This window comes from Kitasatospora sp. NPDC056138, from assembly GCF_042264695.1.
Classification (GTDB): Bacteria; Actinomycetota; Actinomycetes; order Streptomycetales; family Streptomycetaceae; genus Kitasatospora.
In genome coordinates this window covers 60973-75052 of sequence record NZ_JBHJVK010000004.1, presented here as the reverse complement: position 1 = coordinate 75052, position 14080 = coordinate 60973, and the positions used below count along the sequence as shown (strand labels likewise).

At 73.1% G+C, this 14080-nt stretch carries 15 protein-coding genes; 8 read left to right on the top strand and 7 right to left on the bottom strand.

The window, feature by feature from the left end:
* Positions 1 to 125: 125 nt before the first annotated feature.
* Positions 126 to 521, bottom strand: a complete 396-nt coding sequence (locus tag ACFC1R_RS04340) for a hypothetical protein (RefSeq protein WP_375932451.1) — start codon at positions 519 to 521, stop codon at positions 126 to 128.
* 182 nt (positions 522 to 703) lie between these two features.
* Here ACFC1R_RS04340 and ACFC1R_RS04335 point away from each other — a divergent pair, with 182 nt between their 5' ends.
* The 3 genes from ACFC1R_RS04335 to ACFC1R_RS04325 all read left to right on the top strand — a co-directional run bounded on the left by ACFC1R_RS04335 (position 704) and on the right by ACFC1R_RS04325 (position 3552).
* A complete protein-coding gene (locus tag ACFC1R_RS04335) occupies positions 704 to 1594 on the top strand; it encodes a DUF6895 family protein (RefSeq protein ID WP_375932448.1) in 891 nt (296 codons plus the stop codon).
* A 95-nt stretch (positions 1595 to 1689) separates the two neighbouring features.
* Positions 1690 to 1821, top strand: a complete 132-nt coding sequence (locus tag ACFC1R_RS04330) for a hypothetical protein (protein WP_375932445.1) — start codon at positions 1690 to 1692, stop codon at positions 1819 to 1821.
* Positions 1822 to 2073: 252 nt separating this feature from the next.
* Positions 2074 to 3552: an MFS transporter gene (locus ACFC1R_RS04325; RefSeq protein ID WP_375932442.1), complete on the top strand. Its 1479-nt coding sequence runs from the start codon at positions 2074 to 2076 to the stop codon at positions 3550 to 3552.
* 76 nt (positions 3553 to 3628) lie between these two features.
* Here ACFC1R_RS04325 and ACFC1R_RS04320 read toward each other — a convergent pair whose 3' ends face one another.
* Together ACFC1R_RS04320 and ACFC1R_RS04315 are read right to left on the bottom strand one after the other, a co-directional pair.
* Positions 3629 to 3895 carry a hypothetical protein gene (locus ACFC1R_RS04320; RefSeq protein ID WP_375932439.1) on the bottom strand — a complete coding sequence of 89 codons (267 nt, stop codon included), beginning with the start codon at positions 3893 to 3895 and terminating at the stop codon, positions 3629 to 3631.
* 417 nt (positions 3896 to 4312) lie between these two features.
* Positions 4313 to 5425, bottom strand: a complete 1113-nt coding sequence (locus ACFC1R_RS04315) for an NAD-dependent epimerase/dehydratase family protein (RefSeq protein ID WP_375932436.1) — start codon at positions 5423 to 5425, stop codon at positions 4313 to 4315.
* A gap of 248 nt (positions 5426 to 5673) precedes the next feature.
* Between ACFC1R_RS04315 and ACFC1R_RS04310 the strand changes: the two genes are divergently transcribed.
* Positions 5674 to 6483, top strand: coding sequence for a DNA-formamidopyrimidine glycosylase family protein (locus tag ACFC1R_RS04310; protein WP_375932433.1), 810 nt, complete (start codon positions 5674 to 5676; stop codon positions 6481 to 6483).
* A 49-nt stretch (positions 6484 to 6532) separates the two neighbouring features.
* On the opposite strand, the gene ACFC1R_RS04305 is transcribed toward ACFC1R_RS04310, so the two are convergent.
* Positions 6533 to 7168 (bottom strand): uridine kinase, encoded by a 636-nt coding sequence (locus ACFC1R_RS04305; protein ID WP_375932430.1) that lies wholly within the window; start codon positions 7166 to 7168, stop codon positions 6533 to 6535.
* Between the two features lie 111 nt (positions 7169 to 7279).
* Between ACFC1R_RS04305 and ACFC1R_RS04300 the strand changes: the two genes are divergently transcribed.
* The 3 genes from ACFC1R_RS04300 (at position 7280) to ACFC1R_RS04290 (ending at position 8397) form a co-directional block, all read left to right on the top strand.
* Positions 7280 to 7822: an HD domain-containing protein gene (locus ACFC1R_RS04300; protein WP_375932427.1), complete on the top strand. Its 543-nt coding sequence runs from the start codon at positions 7280 to 7282 to the stop codon at positions 7820 to 7822.
* Between the two features lie 117 nt (positions 7823 to 7939).
* A complete protein-coding gene (locus tag ACFC1R_RS04295) occupies positions 7940 to 8110 on the top strand; it encodes a hypothetical protein (protein ID WP_375932424.1) in 171 nt (56 codons plus the stop codon).
* Complete coding sequence (locus tag ACFC1R_RS04290) at positions 8107 to 8397, top strand: dsRBD fold-containing protein (protein WP_375932421.1); 291 nt, start codon at positions 8107 to 8109, stop codon at positions 8395 to 8397. Before ACFC1R_RS04295 ends, ACFC1R_RS04290 begins: the two co-directional genes overlap by 4 nt.
* A gap of 369 nt (positions 8398 to 8766) precedes the next feature.
* Here ACFC1R_RS04290 and ACFC1R_RS04285 read toward each other — a convergent pair whose 3' ends face one another.
* Positions 8767 to 10755, bottom strand: a complete 1989-nt coding sequence (locus tag ACFC1R_RS04285; protein WP_375932867.1) for a tetratricopeptide repeat protein — start codon at positions 10753 to 10755, stop codon at positions 8767 to 8769.
* Between the two features lie 164 nt (positions 10756 to 10919).
* On the opposite strand from ACFC1R_RS04285, the gene ACFC1R_RS04280 reads away from it, so the two are divergent.
* Complete coding sequence (locus tag ACFC1R_RS04280; protein ID WP_375932418.1) at positions 10920 to 11987, top strand: tetratricopeptide repeat protein; 1068 nt, start codon at positions 10920 to 10922, stop codon at positions 11985 to 11987.
* Here the strand turns inward: ACFC1R_RS04280 and ACFC1R_RS04275 are convergent.
* Together ACFC1R_RS04275 and ACFC1R_RS04270 are read right to left on the bottom strand one after the other, a co-directional pair.
* The gene (locus ACFC1R_RS04275; protein ID WP_375932415.1) at positions 11891 to 12580 is read right to left on the bottom strand and encodes a hypothetical protein; all 690 of its coding nucleotides are present in this window, start codon (positions 12578 to 12580) and stop codon (positions 11891 to 11893) included. The genes ACFC1R_RS04280 and ACFC1R_RS04275 overlap by 97 nt on opposite strands.
* Positions 12577 to 13881: a hypothetical protein gene (locus ACFC1R_RS04270; RefSeq protein WP_375932412.1), complete on the bottom strand. Its 1305-nt coding sequence runs from the start codon at positions 13879 to 13881 to the stop codon at positions 12577 to 12579. Before ACFC1R_RS04270 ends, ACFC1R_RS04275 begins: the two co-directional genes overlap by 4 nt.
* Positions 13882 to 14080 lie beyond the last annotated feature (199 nt).

The window sequence follows — 14080 nt, the reverse complement described above, 5'->3', positions numbered from 1 at the left end:
CATCACCGACGGCATCCCGGCACCTCCACGAAGGGACGGCACGAGTCCCCGCGTCTGCCGCCGAAGCACCGAGCAAGGCGGCGCCACCGCGTCGGCCGGTGGTGCCGCCTTGCTCGGAGTCGGCTCTAACCGACCTGGTTGATGGCCACGTCGCAGCTGCTCGACGCCGGACAGCCGACGTGCAAATTGTTCATCGTGACCTTCAGAATCACGTCCTTGCCATCGTCATCTGCCGTCAGGTAGCAGTAGAAGTCGTCCTTGCAGGCGAACACGTGGCCGCCGGCCTTGAAGCTCACCCACCAGTAGTCGTGCCCTGTCGTCACGAACCCCGTGCGGTACTTCGCGTCGAACGCGTACTCCTTGCTGCCGTTCGCGAGATTTGTGAAGGTTTTGCTCACCTTGTTGTCACCGTTATACCGGTGAGTGAAGGTAATTTCGCTCAGAGTGCCTCCGGTGTTGTTGACGACGTACACCGGGCAGCTTCTGTCGGTCGCCGTAGCCTCGCTGGTCTGGTTTCCCATATTCGATCAACCGCCTTTCCGCCGATTTGCGGCAGAGTAGATTCGTATGCTAAGCATTACCCAGATCGTGATGTCCATAACTCCGCCAATCGAGGGAAAGTCGCAGGGAAGCCGTTCCCGGCGCCGAAAATCGAGGTACCAGCCCCTGGAACCATCACTTCGGAGGAAGCGTAGGGATCCCGTTGGCTCAACTCGAAGCCGAGCAGGCGCTGTGCGACTGGCTCGAGTCACACCTCGACCGCTTCTTCCCGCCCGGACCCGTTGACTCGGTCGCAGACTGGTCCATCAAGATCCGACCTGCCTGCGAATTGTCCCTCGTCCTGTTCGGATTGACGGGCCCGCGTGCGTCGGCGAGCGGAACCTGGGCTCGCCTCGCCTCCGAGAAATGCCAGGAGCTGCTGCGCCCTGCCGACCAGGCGCTGCCCGAGGTAATCGCGTCCGGAGCAGCCGCAAGCCATAATTTCAAAGCGGCGCTGCTCGTCTTCATCGCCATCGAGCGCATCACCGGCCGCCCGTTCAGGTCACATGGCATCGTCAGGGCCGTTTTCGCGATGCCGCCCCGCAATAATCCCGGCCCCGACCTGGACCACGCCATTGCAGCCGAACTCGCCGGTATCCACGACTACGGCCCGCAAATGACACGAAGGCTTGAGGCGTTGATGCGCCGATACCCGTCCGCTCCGGCCCTCGCCGCCGCAGCCCGCCCAGCCCTCTACGACGTCACCCACGCCTGCTTCCTCGCCACCCGCTTCGGTCGCCGCATCCCACCCTGGGCCGCCCGCCATGCCGCCTGGCTCGCCCAGACCCTCGGCCCCGCCGCCGCCGCCCGCCTGCCGCTGGGTGATCTCGATGTCGCCGCAGAACTGACCGCAGCCGCCCTCTGGTGCGGCCTGCCCCTCAATCCGCGCCATCAGCAGGTGCTCAACACCCTGTCCCGGACCGCCATCGCGATCGGCTGCATCGTCCCCACCATCCACTTCGCCCCGGAGGCGGATCCTTTCGATCGCGCCTACCACCCAACACTGATCGCCCTCGCCGCACTCAGCGCCGCCAGCCGCGCTCAACTCTCCTGAGGAAACCCCGCCACTCGATGTGGAACCCGGCCGGCCCGCCACGACTCCATGCTGAGGGCGCGCCAACGGGGCAGGCGGACCGGAAGGGCGACACCATGAAGCACGTCGCCGTGGTCCATGGCAACCAGGCGAAGTTGGACTCCTTCCCTGCTGGGGAGAGGCCTGAGGTCATCCTGCTGTCGGTGGGGACGCTCTCGCTGGCCGGCTGGCTGCTCGGACCCCGGTAGCACCGGCCGGCGCGTGAGCTGTCGCAGTCGTCGTGCAGTAGCCCGACGGCGGTGCGGTCGGGCGATCGTGCGGCTGGGCAGCCGGGCGGTGCCGTGGGGCAACTACCGCTGGTCGTCCACGAGTTGTCGCACCCGGAGATTCTCACGACAGTCCTTCGACAGTAAGTATCTTGACGTCGAGATTGATCTCGGGCAAGCTGCCACCGAATCTCTTGATGTCGAGATATGTTCCCAGTGGATCGGAGGCCGCCGATGCGGCGCGGCGCGGACACCCAGCGGGCCCGGCGGGGCGGAGACGGTCTGGTGGCGCAGCTGCGCCGTCCGCCGGGCGGGCGTGATGCGCGGATCATGCTGCTCGCCCTGTTCCTGGACCGCACGGGTTCGGGAGTGTGGGCCGCGTCCTCGGTCCTCTACTTCACCTTCGTGGCCGGCCTCGACGCCCGGCAGCTGGGCCTGCTGCTGGGTACGGCCGGGGTGGCGGGCATCGTCGGCTCACCGCTGGCGGGCCGCCTGGCCGACCGCCTCCCGGCGCGCTCGCTGCTGATCGGCTGTCACCTGCTGCGCCTCGGAACCCTCTGCCTGCTGCTCGTGTGCACCGGCTTCGACGTGCTGCTGCCCGTGGTCGCCGTCACCTCCCTGGGCGACCGGGCGGCCAGGACGCTGGAGATGCTCTTCGCCACCCGGGTGGCGGGCGAGCGGAGCTCCACGTACCGGGCGCTGTCGCGCAGTTCGATGAACGCCGGCTACGCGCTCGGCGCGGGGATCGCCGCGGCCGGTCTCGCCGTGGGGACCCGTGACGCCTACCGCGCGCTGATCCTGGCCAACGCACTGTCGTTCCTGGTGGCCGCGGCGCTGGTGTGGCGCACCCGGGAGCCGCGCGGCGACGGGCGGGTGGCGGCGCGGCCCGACGGCGCTGCCACGGCTGACCACTCGGCCGCACCGAGCCCGTGGCGGGACCGCAGGTACCTGCTGTTCGTCCTGCTGGACACCCCGATGTGCCTGGACGACTCGATCCTCAACGTCGGGCTGCCGCTGTGGCTGGTGAACCGGACGGCGGCGCCGCACGCCATCGTCCCGGCCTTCCTGATCGTCAACACCGTGCTCGTCGTCGTCCTGCAGATGCGGGTGTCGGCGAAGGTCGAGGGGCCGCGCCGGGCCGCGGGGGCCGTGGTCCTGTACGGGCTGATGATGCTCGGGTGCTGCACGGTCCTGGCCCTCGCCACCGGAGGCGGTGCCTGGACGGCCTCGGTCGCCATGATCGCCGCAGCCGTGCTGGTCACCGCGGCGGAGCTGATACGTTCGGTGAGTTCCTGGGAGCTGGCGGTCTCGCTCGCCCCTCGTCAGGGGCGGGCCTCCTACCTGGGGGTGGCCGGCATGTCCCAGTCCGTACAGAAGTCCGCCGGGCCGCCGCTGCTGACCGGTGCGGTGATGGCCGCCGGGCCGGTGGGCTGGCTGGTGCTCGGGGCGGCGGTCGCGGGTCTTTCGGTCGTACAACGCCGCTCCAGCCTGCGGCGGCTGGACGCGGTGCTCCCGGCAACCCGATCCGACGCACCGTCAGGGACCGGGCCGGTCGGCGCGGATCCCGGTGCCCACGGCACCGCAACTCCCGTCGGCGCGGCGGCAGCAGGGACCGCCGCCGTCGGCGGGAGCACCGAGGGGCCGGACGCGGACGGGTCACGGCTGCGGCCGGTCGCCGGGACCGGGACACCGCGCCGGGGTGCCTCCGGCTGATCGGCAGGCCGACCGGCAGTCAGGTCCGCTCGTCGACCGATGCGCAGCGCGGTTGCGGTGCAGAGGCTCTGTCCGGCTACTGCGGGGCCCGCAGGCACGCCTCGATCGCGACGGCGCGCGTCGTGCCGGCCTGGGTCAGTCCGCTGACGCAGCCCGGCTGATCTCCCACCAGGCCGTGGTAGCACGCCATATGGACGGCGTCCGTGGCCTCGGTGCCCTGTTCCTGGACGTAGTCCTGGCAGGACTTGAGGTCGGCGTGGGCCGCCGGAGCGGCCGCGACGACGCTGCCCAGGGCGAGGGCCAGGCCGGCCAGCACGCTGGGGATACGAGCCGAAGGACGCATGGGGATGCACCTGCTCTCTCGGTCGGGTCACGCGATCCCGGGTGCGGCGGACCGCGCGCGGGGGCGGTGCCGAGCGAACGCCCGAAGGCAGCTGTCCCCGGAGACCGGAGGCCGAGCACCACGGGGGTCGAGCAGGAGGTGTGCCGCCCCGCCGTGCGGGTGGGTGCACTCTCTCCCGGACCCGGTCGGCCCGGCATCGATCACCCTCGCTCATACGACGCTAGAACACTCGCCGAACCCACGCACTCCCTGATGGACGGAGTCCGGTACGCCGCCCCCTGCCGTAGTCGGCCGCCGCCGTCCGGCCCAGCGCCACGAACGACGGCGAGGTCGTGGGATCACCGGGGCCGGAGCGCACCCGGGTGCTCGGCGGACCGCCGGACCTGCGGTGCCGGGTCGCGCTCCCGCCGCAACTCCTCAGGTCACTCCGGAGCGCTCGGGGTGCGGATCGGCGGGGCACGGATCGGCCGGGTGCTGCGAGCGCAGCGGCGCCGCCGCGAACTCGGCCATGCCGCCGGAGAATCCGACCGTCGGGCGCCAGCCGAGTTCGTCCCGCAGCCGGGTCGAGTCCGCCGTCACATGCCGGACGTCGCCCAGCCGGTACTCACCCGTCACCACCGGGTGCGGGCCGCCGTGGGCCGCCGCCAGCGCCGCGGCCATCTCGCCGACCGTGTGCACCACCCCGCTGCCGACGTTGAACACCCTGGCGCTCCCCGCAGGGCGGTCGCCGACCGCCGCCAGCGCCGCCAGGTTGGCCGAGGCGACATCGGCGACGTGGACGAAGTCGCGCCGCTGCGCGCCGTCCTCGAACACCCGGGGGGCCTCGCCCCTGGCCAGCGCCGAGCGGAACAGCGAGGCGACCCCCGCGTACGGTGTGTCGCGGGGCATCCCGGGGCCGTACACGTTGTGGTAGCGCAGCGTCAGCACCCTTCCGCCGCACGCCCTCGCCCAGGCGGCGGCCAGGTGCTCCTGCGCCAGCTTGGTCGCCGCGTAGACGTTGCGGGGATCCGTCGGCGCCTCCTCACCCACCAGGCCCGGTGTCAGCGGTTCGCCGCAGTACGGACACGGCGGCTCGAACCGTCCCGCCTCCAGGTCGGCGACCCGGCGCGGACCCGGCGCGACGTCCCCGTGCACCGCGCAGCGGTAGCGCCCCTCGCCGTACACCACCATCGAGCCGGCCAGCACCAGACTCCGTACCCCGCCTCGCGCCATCGCCGCCAGCAGGACGGACGTCCCCAGGTCGTTGCAGCCCACGTAGTCGGGCGCGTCGTCCAGATCGAGGCCGAGGCCCACCATCGCCGCCTGGTGGCAGACCGCGTCCACCCCGAGCAGCGTCCGCTCCACCACCGCCCGGTCCCGTACGTCGCCCCGGACGAACTCGACCCCATCCGGCCGGGCCGGCTCCCGCCCGGCCGGATGCACGGCGGGCAGCAGCGCGTCCAGCACCCGCACCGTGTGGCCGGCCCCGACCAGCTGCGCCACCACCGCCGACCCGATGAACCCGGCACCGCCGGTGACCAGAATCCTCATACCCGTGAAGCTAGCCGCTCGGCGGGCCCGGGTGGGCACGCCCCGGCCGGCCGTCAGCACCTCGTAATCTGGTCCACCACGGTCGATCCCGTGCACGACGGCCGGGCCGGGACTGCCTGAACGCCGCGGACGCCCGGATGTCGCAGACCGCCCGGACGCCGTGGACGCCCGGACGCCGTGACACCCCGGCTACCGGGGCCTCCCGGACGGCCCGGGTGGCAGCGGCGGCGGCGCGGCATGATGGAACCGTGCCCGAAGGTGACACCGTCTACCGAACCGCCGCCCGGCTGCACCAGGCCCTCGCCGGCCGGCTGCTGACCGGCGCGGACCTCCGGGTGCCCGCCCACGCCACCGCCGACCTGTCCGGCCACCGGGTCCTGGACGTCACCCCGCGCGGCAAGCACCTGCTGACCCGGTTCGACGGCGGCCTGACCCTGCACACCCACCTGCGGATGGACGGCAGCTGGGAGCTCTACCGGACCGGCGAGCACTGGCACGGCGGGGCCGCCCACCAGATCCGCGCCGTCCTCGTGACGGCGGAGCACACGGCCGTCGGCTACCGCCTCCCGGTCGTCGAACTGCTGCGCACCGCCGACGAACAGCGCGTCGTCGGCCACCTCGGCCCCGATCTGCTCGGACCGGACTGGGACCTCGCCGAGGCGCTGCGCAGGCTCGCCGAACAACCGGAACTCCCGCTCGCCGAAGCCCTGTTGGACCAGACCAAGCTGGCCGGCATCGGCAACGTCTACGCCAACGAGCTCTGCTACCTGGCCGGCGTCACCCCCTGGACCCCGCTGGGCACCGTCCCCACCCTGGAGCGGATACTCGCCCGCGCCCACCAGCTCCTCGACGCCAACAAGCTCAGGCCGGGCCACCCCACCACCGGCGAGACCCGCCCCGACCGCCGGAACTTCGTCTACGGCCGTGCCCGCCGCCCCTGTCTGCGCTGCGGCACCGCCATCCGCACCGCCCCGCACGTGCAGGGCGCGGGCCGCGATCGTCCGGCCTTCTGGTGCCCCCGCTGCCAGCACGGACCGGCTCCGGCAGTCCGGCGCTGAGTCGCGGCCGCCCGACGGTGCTGCCCGGGGGCCGCTCTCCCGGAACGGTTCAGGGCAGCACCAGTGCCGGGTGGCGCGGGTCGTCGGCGCGCACCGTGAGGTCGGCCAGCGCGGACGGGTCGGTCTCGGACTCGTAGCGGGCGAAGGCCGGAAGCGTCCACTGCTCCTCGGGGGGAGTCCGGCGGGCCAGCGCACCCGGGGTGAGCGCGAGGTGCACCGTGAGTTCGAACGGCAGCCAGCGGCCCAGCAGCAGTGCGCCGTCCAGCAACAGCACTCCGCCGGGCGCGAGTTCGGTGTACGGCGCGCGGGTGGCGCGGTCGGTGGCGGCGTCCCGGAGGGAGGGCAGCACGCGTCCGCTCCCGCCCGGTTCGAGCGGGTCGAGCACCTCGCGGAGCAGCGCGCCGTCGTCCAGCCAGGTGTCGTGGAACGCGTCCGGGTCCCGGTGGCCGTACTCCAGGCGCAGCGAGGCCGGGCGCAGGAAGTCCGCGGCGGACACCCGCAACACCGGGTGTCCACGCAGCCGGAGGGGTTCGACCAGGGCGTCGGCGAGTTCGCGGGGGCGGGCGGCCGGGGCCCCGTCGACGGCGATCCGCAGTCGGCGGCCCGCCGTCCCGGATGCGAGGGCGTCGATCCGGTCGGCGAGCAGGTCGGCCAGGCGCTCGGGGGAGATCGGTCTCACCTGCACGGGGTCACCAGCACGCTCTCACCTGCACGGCCGGACGGTTCCTCTCGTGATCGCCAACTCGACTATATTGCAACGCAACTGATCATCATCCAATTCTCCCGGAGGGCCGTTGTGGCCGTACTGACCCTTGCCGATGTCGAGGCCCTCGCGGCCGACGCGCACGCCGGGCAGCTGGACAAGGCCGGTGAACCGTACATCGGGCACCTGCGTGCGGTCGCGGCCGGGCTCGCCCCCTTCGGCGTCGGCCTGCAGATGGCGGGCCTGCTGCACGACGTACTGGAGGACACCGTGCTCGGCGCCGACGACCTGCTGCGCGCCGGGGTGCCGTTCGGTGTGGTCGCGACGGTGCGCCGGGTGACCAAGGCCCCCGGCGCGGACTACCAGGCCATGCTCCAGCAGATCACCACCGATCATTCGGCCACCCTACTGAAGATCGCGGACAACGCGCACAACTCGGTCCCGGCCCGGGCCGCCCGTCTCGCGGCCGCCGACCGGGAGCGGCTCGCGACCCGCTACCGGGCGGCCCGCCGGGTCCTGTGGCCGGTGGCGGCCCCGGCGGACATCCGGGCGATCGTCGAGAGCGTCAATCCGTCGCTGCTCGCCGAACTCCGGGAGTCCGCCGAACCGGAGGAGAGCGCCCGGCTCGGCGGGTGAGTGGCCTGCGCGGCCCGGTAGGGGCAGGCTGGTAGCAGAAAGGTACGTGCCGCCCGGTCGGCCGTGCGCCGCGGCGCCGAGCCGAGGGGGTGCCGGGTTCGAGCAGAGGAGCCCGTGATGTCCGACATGCAGGAGAAGTTCGCAGAGAAGACCGACAGGGACCGGGACGACGTCCGGGCGGTGGACCCGGAGGAGGGCATCACTTCGCTCCAGACCGCGAACGCGCAGTTCGAGTCCCAGGCCGAGGGTGAGCGCCTCGACGAGCCGATGGAAGACAGCGCACGGTGAGCGCCGACCTGGACCGGCAGCCGCCCCACAGCACGGAGTGGACGGTGCGGCTCCGGCTGACCGAGGAGGGCGACCTCACTCAGGCGCACCTCGTGCTGAACACCGGCGCGAACATCATCGAGGCCGCCGCCGAGGCCCACCGCAGCCCCCACGACCCGCCGGTCACCGTGATCGGCGACGAACTCGCGGCGGGCCGCGCCCTGATCGAGCTGGGCCACCGCCTGGTCCACGCGGGTTCGGTGGCCGCCGAGGCAGCGGAGTCGGCCCGGCGGCGGGACGTGGAGTGATTCGACCGCTGTCCCTCGCTCCCGGATGGGCCGGGGAGCGAGGGACAGCCCCTCGTCAGAACATGATGTACCCGTGCGAGCTCACGGCCTGGGCCTGGGTGGCCGTGACGAACAGGAGTCCGGTGACGAGGGTGATCACCGTGGCGAGTTTTCCGCGCATGTTGTGAATGTGTCCTAGGGTCGTAGGGGTTGAAATCCCCGAGCTAAAGCATTAGGTTTGTGCCCAGTGCCTCGCTCGCGAGAGGACCCTATGGTGGCCCGGTGCCGCATGGGCAACCGCGGCGGTATTTCCTCCTACTACCGAAGTATTTTCTCCGGCTCTCGGTGCCTCGTGTTCGGTGGTCTGGTACCGCCCTGCGACCATCCGCGTCATCCGCCTGGTGGCCGGCCGTTCTCCTTCATCTGTTCGGTTGTCGCGTCGAGCATTTCCCGGGCTCGGATCTCCTCGACGGGGGAGCGGATCAACCGGGCCAGCCGCACGGCCTCGGTCAGACTCCTCACCGCGCCCGCGCGGTCCCCGAGTGCGGCCTCGGTCCCGCCGACGCCGCGCAGGGCGATCGCCTCCTCGTGCGCGGATCCGATGGTGCGGGCGAGGTCGCGGGCGGCGGCGTAGTGGCTCCGGGCCTGCCTGTGCCGTCCGGCGCCGGTGCAGGCGTGGCCGAGGGCGATCAGCGCGTTGGCCTCGTTGCGGCGGTCACCGAGCCGGCGGCAGGTGGAGAGCGCGGCCCGGCACAGTGCGAGTGCCCGGGGGAGTTCCGCCGGGATGGTCAGGGTGCCGGCCAGGTTCATCTGGATGGTGGCCAGGTGGTCGTCCGGGCTGTGGCGCGAGGCGAGGGCCAGGGCTTCCTCGAAGGACCTCCGCGCCGATTCCAGGTCGCCCATCTCCTGCTGGAGTTGTCCGATGTTGCTCAGGCTGCCGGCCACCAGGCGGGAATCGCCGATGTGGCGCAGTTCCGACAGGGCCTCCGTGAAGGCGGCGAGCGCCGAGGGCTGCTCTCCCAGAAGCGAGAGCGACACCGCCGTGTTGTTGAGGATGCGAGCCCGGTTCCAGCGGCCTCCGTGGCTGCCGTGGCTGCCGTGGCTTCCGTGACCGCCGTGACCGGCGTGTACGCGCAGGGCGGAGCGCTGGATCATCAGCGCGGCGTCGAACTCGCCGACGGCCCAGTGGAGGGTCGCGAGCAGCAGGTAGGCCTCGATGAGACCGTCCAGGTCGGCCGTGGTCTTGGCGAGGCTGAGGGCGTGCTCGCCGGCGTCGTACGCGGGGGTGTAGCGGGAGCGACGTTCCAGGGTCGCGCCGAGGTTGAGCAGCGCGCGGAGCCTGGCGCGGGTCTCGCCGACCGCCCCCCAGTGGGCGGCAGCGGCCCGGTGCATGGTCTCGGCCGCCGCGAAGTGGCCCTCCTTGTGCAGGAATTCACCGAGGACATGGGCCAGCCAGGCGGCCTCGGCGGGCCGGCCGTGCCGCCGGGCGAGCCGCTCGACGGAGATCAGTGTGCTCGCGGAACGGACGAGCCAGTCGTGGGCCTCCGTCCCGTCGGCCCACTGCGGCTGTGGGGACGGCGCCGGCGGGTGCGGTACGGGAAGCCGCGTGCGCAGCGGGTACAGCAGCCGGTCGGCCCGGTCGGCGGCGAGCAGGCAGAAGGCGGTCAGTCGGTGCAGCGCCTGCTCCCGCTGCTCGGGCGGTTCGTCCCGGGCGGCCAGGTGGGCCGCGTAGTCGGCGAGGAGGTCGTGCGCGCGGAAGCGGTCGGGGGCCGGCTCCTCGAGGAGATGGCAGTCCAGGAGGCTTTCGAGTACGCGCTCGGTGCCGTCGACGTCCAGCCCGACGAGCGCGGCCGCGTCGTGCGGGCGGAAGTCGGGGCCGGGGTGCAGGCCGAGTCTCCGGAAGGCGGTCTGCTGGCCGGGGGCCAGCGACAGGTAGGACAGTTCGAAGGTGCGGGCGATCTCGTCCGATCCGTGCCGGATCTCGCCCAGCCGTCCCGGCTCCCGGGCGAGCCGTTGCGCGAGGTGGTGCAGCGACCACGCCGGATGGGCCTTGAAGCGGCTGGCCACCAGGGTGACGGCGAGTGGGAGGTACCCGCAGCGCTCGACGATCGCGCGGACCAGCTCCGGGTCCTCGGCGCGGTCCGGCCCGACGGGCCGGCGGAAGAGCGCGACGGCGTCGTCCACGGCCAGGGCCTGCACGGAGACCGGTGCGGATCCGGGAAGTCCGGCCAGCCGGTGGCGGCTGGTGACGAGGACGAGGGACGGTGACCGTTCGGGGAGCAGGGGGCGGACTTGATCGGGACCGGCCGCGTCGTCGAGGACGATCACCGCGCGGCGGGCGGCGAGTTCCCGCTGCCAGAGTGCGCCGAGCTCGTCGATCCCGGCGGGGATCGCTTCGGGTGGCAGCCGGAGCGCCCGGAGCAGGGTGCGGAGGGCCGCTTCGGGAGTGAGCGTCTCCTGGGTGGGGGAGTGCCCGCGGAGGTTGAGGTAGAGCTGGGCGTCCGGGAACCGCTCGCGCAGCAGTTCGGCGGCGTGGACGGCCAGTGCGGTCTTGCCTGCACGCGCGCGCGGCCGAGCCGGACCGGGTGGCCGCGGAGGGTGCCGTCCGGCGGGCCGTCGTCTGGTACCTGGCCGCCGCCGGCGCCACCGAGGAGATCATCTCGCCCACTCGGCGCAGGCTCGACCGGGACTTGGGCGAGGGGCCCCTCGGGCCGCCACCGCCGTTCGCGGACGAGCCCGGGGCGCTGCGCTGGCTGGACGTCGAGCAGCGCCACCTGCTCACCGCCGTCCGCACCTGTGCCGAACGCGGCTGGGACGGACTGGCCTGCCAACTCGCTGACGCGCTCTGGCCGCTGTGCCTGCGGCTGCGGCCGTACCAGCTCTGGACCGAGGTGCACCGGATCGGGCTGGCCGCCGCGCGGCGGGCCGGTCACCCGACGGGGGAGCGGCGGATGCTGACCTCGGGCGGCATCGAGCTCTACAACTCGGGCGAGTACGACATGGCGATCCACTGGTTCGAGCAGGCACTGGCGATGGCGCGGACGATCGACGACCGGCGGACCGAGGCCCAGGCGCTGCACGGCATCGGCCAGGCCCACCACCTGGCCGGACGCCCGGCGGAGGCGGTGGCGTTCTTCCGCCGGGCGCTGACGCTGCGTGAGGAGATCGGCCACCGCAGGGGCGCCGCGCTCTCCCGGATCTCGCTCGGCGACGCCTGCACGGAGCTCGGCCGACCGGCCGACGCCCAGCCGCTGCTGGCCAGGGCACGGGCCGACCTGCTCGCACTCCCCGACCGGTACGAGGCCGCCCGCGCCCTCGCCCTGCTCGGCCGGGCCGATGCCGCGCTCGGCCGGTACGAGCTCGCCGACAGCCGACTGGAGGAGGCCATCGGCGAGTTCAGGGCCTGCGGGTCGCGGGCCTGGGAGGCCAGGGTGTTCGGCCTGCTCGGTGAGTCGGCGTTGGCCCAGGGCCGCCCGGACACCGCCCGGGAGCGGTACGAGCGAGCCCTGCGGATCTACGAGTCCATCCCGGGCCCGGACCTGCTCCGGATCACCGAACGGATCGCGGCCCTCCCCGGCGGGTCGCCGCCCCAGCGGAGCGACACCGGCTGAGCGGCTCCGCCGGCCCCGCCCGGCCCGCACCGGTCATCGGCCCCGGCCGGCCCACACGGGTCACCGGCCCCGCCCGGCCCGCACCGGTCATCGGCCCCGGCCGGTTCGGCCGGGAGCGGGTCCGGTTCGGCCGAGAGCGCCAGGACCGGCGGGATCGCCAGTCCCGAGGCCAGCCAGGTGTGCAGCAGCGAGCCGACCAGGTGACCGAAGTCCGTGACGGCCACCAGGTGCAGGGTGCGTGCGGCAGTTGCGGCGAGCACGGCACCGTCGGCGGTCCGGACGGTCGCCACCCGGCAGCCCGGGTGGCGGCGCAGCTCCCACCGGGCCCGGCTGACCGCCTCCTCGACGGTGTCGGGCCGTTCGCTGTGCAGGACGTCGGCGAGCGGCCGCCACCGGTCGGTCGCGGGGCTGTCGAGGCCGACGCTCAGGTGCTCCTCCACCAGCCGGGCGGTGGCGGACACCGAAGGCAGCTGGAGGGCGACCCGAGCGAAGGCCACCCGCTGCGCCGCCGGCTCCGGTGACCCGGCCGCCCCGGGCAGTCCGGTGGCCGCCGGGGGCCCGGTCACCCACGGCAGCGCCCCGAGCGTCGTCAACCGGCCCATGGGAGCGCCCGATCCGCATCGGGGCCGGCCGGCCTGTCCGGCAGCGGCAGCGGCTGAGGCACCGGCTGGGGTACCGGCACCGGCTCCGGCAGTTGCAGGGGTGACGGCAGGGGCAGCGGCGCGGTGGCCGGTTCGTACGCGGGTTCGCCGAGCCCCAGCAGGCGGTACAGCAGCTGCCGGACCTTGCGGTTGAAGCGGCCCGGTTCGGAGGAGATCCGGTCCGCGATCCGGGCGTACGGCTCGGGGCGGTAGTTCTCCCGGGCGTAGGCGAGCTGGTCGGCCAGCGGATGGCCGACCGAGAGCGCGGGGGCGGTGCGGGCCAGGCAGGCGCCGGGCGAGTGGGGGTTGACGTCCTGGAACGGGAAGCGGGCGAGCAGGACCGGCACTCCGGTCATCGAACCGTAGAGGGTGACCGATCCGTGGTCGCCGATCACGGCGTCGGCCGCGACCAGCAGGGTCCGCCAGTCGGCCTCCGGCGGGATCAGGTGGATGCGTCTGCGGGCGGCTTCGGAGAGCCAGGCCTCGATCTGCCAACGGCCGTGCCCGGCCCAGACGTTCGGGTGGAGCAGCAGGGCGGTCCGGTGGCTCCCGGGCGGGAGTTCGGTCAGCAACCGGGGCAGCAGCGCGTCCAGCCGGTTGAACGAGGAGCCGAGGCCCCAGGTGGAGGCGACCAGGACGAAGGTCTCCTCCTCGCCGATCCCCAGTTCCCGGCGGTAGGCGGCGCGTTGCGGCAGACTGGCGGCGATCCGGTCGTAGCAGGCGTCGCCGACGACCTCGGCGAACGGCAGCGCCTCGGGGCACCAGCGGCGCAGCTGGTCGAGGTCGTCGTGGTGGGCGAGCGCGACGGCGGCGGGGACCACCCGCCCCGCCCAAGTGAGGTAGCCGCGGCCGAGTCCGCCGACGGTGCGCTGTCCGCCGTCGGCGGGACGGGAGAGCTTGATGTTCCCGGCGCCGTGCGGGAGCCGGACCACCGGGCCCTGGATCTGCTCGATGCCCTGCGAGCCTGTGGCCAGCGCGAGGTCGAACTCCGACCGCACCGCCTCCTCCCACGGCAGCACGACGGCGCCGAGCCCGCGCAGGAAGGCGTGCACGCCCGGGTTGAAGGCGTGCGGCGGGACGGTGAACACGACCTGGATCCGCAGGTCGGACCGGAGCAACTCGAAGATGTCCTGGAGCCGTTGGCCGTACACCAGGGTGTGGACGGCGACCAGGACCCGCTTGCAGCCACCGAGTGTCGCCCACTGGTCCGGGGCGCGGCGGACGGGCGGGCGCCCCGCACTCTTCGAAGCCATGGATGCATCCCCCTTGATCGGTTGATCGATGCGACCGACTGTCCGGCCGCGCTGTGACAGCACTCCTGCGGCCGTGTCGAGGGGATGCCCGGGGTGCCTGGCGAAAGGCCTGTCGGACGCCTGCGGAAACCTTGCGGACCCGTTCGGGGTCCACCGCGGGCCGTCCCGCCACGGAGCGAGCGCGAGGCGGACGTGGCCG

Bases quoted from the DNA above. Each gene is read 5' to 3' on its own strand.
- ACFC1R_RS04340 (WP_375932451.1), bottom strand. From the start codon at position 521: ATGGGAAACCAGACCAGCGAGGCTACGGCGACCGACAGAAGCTGCCCG.
- ACFC1R_RS04330 (WP_375932445.1), top strand. From the start codon at position 1,690: ATGAAGCACGTCGCCGTGGTCCATGGCAACCAGGCGAAGTTGGACTCC.
- ACFC1R_RS04325 (WP_375932442.1), top strand. From the start codon at position 2,074: ATGCGGCGCGGCGCGGACACCCAGCGGGCCCGGCGGGGCGGAGACGGT.
- ACFC1R_RS04320 (WP_375932439.1), bottom strand. From the start codon at position 3,895: ATGCGTCCTTCGGCTCGTATCCCCAGCGTGCTGGCCGGCCTGGCCCTC.
- ACFC1R_RS04315 (WP_375932436.1), bottom strand. From the start codon at position 5,425: ATGAGGATTCTGGTCACCGGCGGTGCCGGGTTCATCGGGTCGGCGGTG.
- ACFC1R_RS04295 (WP_375932424.1), top strand. From the start codon at position 7,940: ATGTCCGACATGCAGGAGAAGTTCGCAGAGAAGACCGACAGGGACCGG.
- ACFC1R_RS04270 (WP_375932412.1), bottom strand. From the start codon at position 13,881: ATGGCTTCGAAGAGTGCGGGGCGCCCGCCCGTCCGCCGCGCCCCGGAC.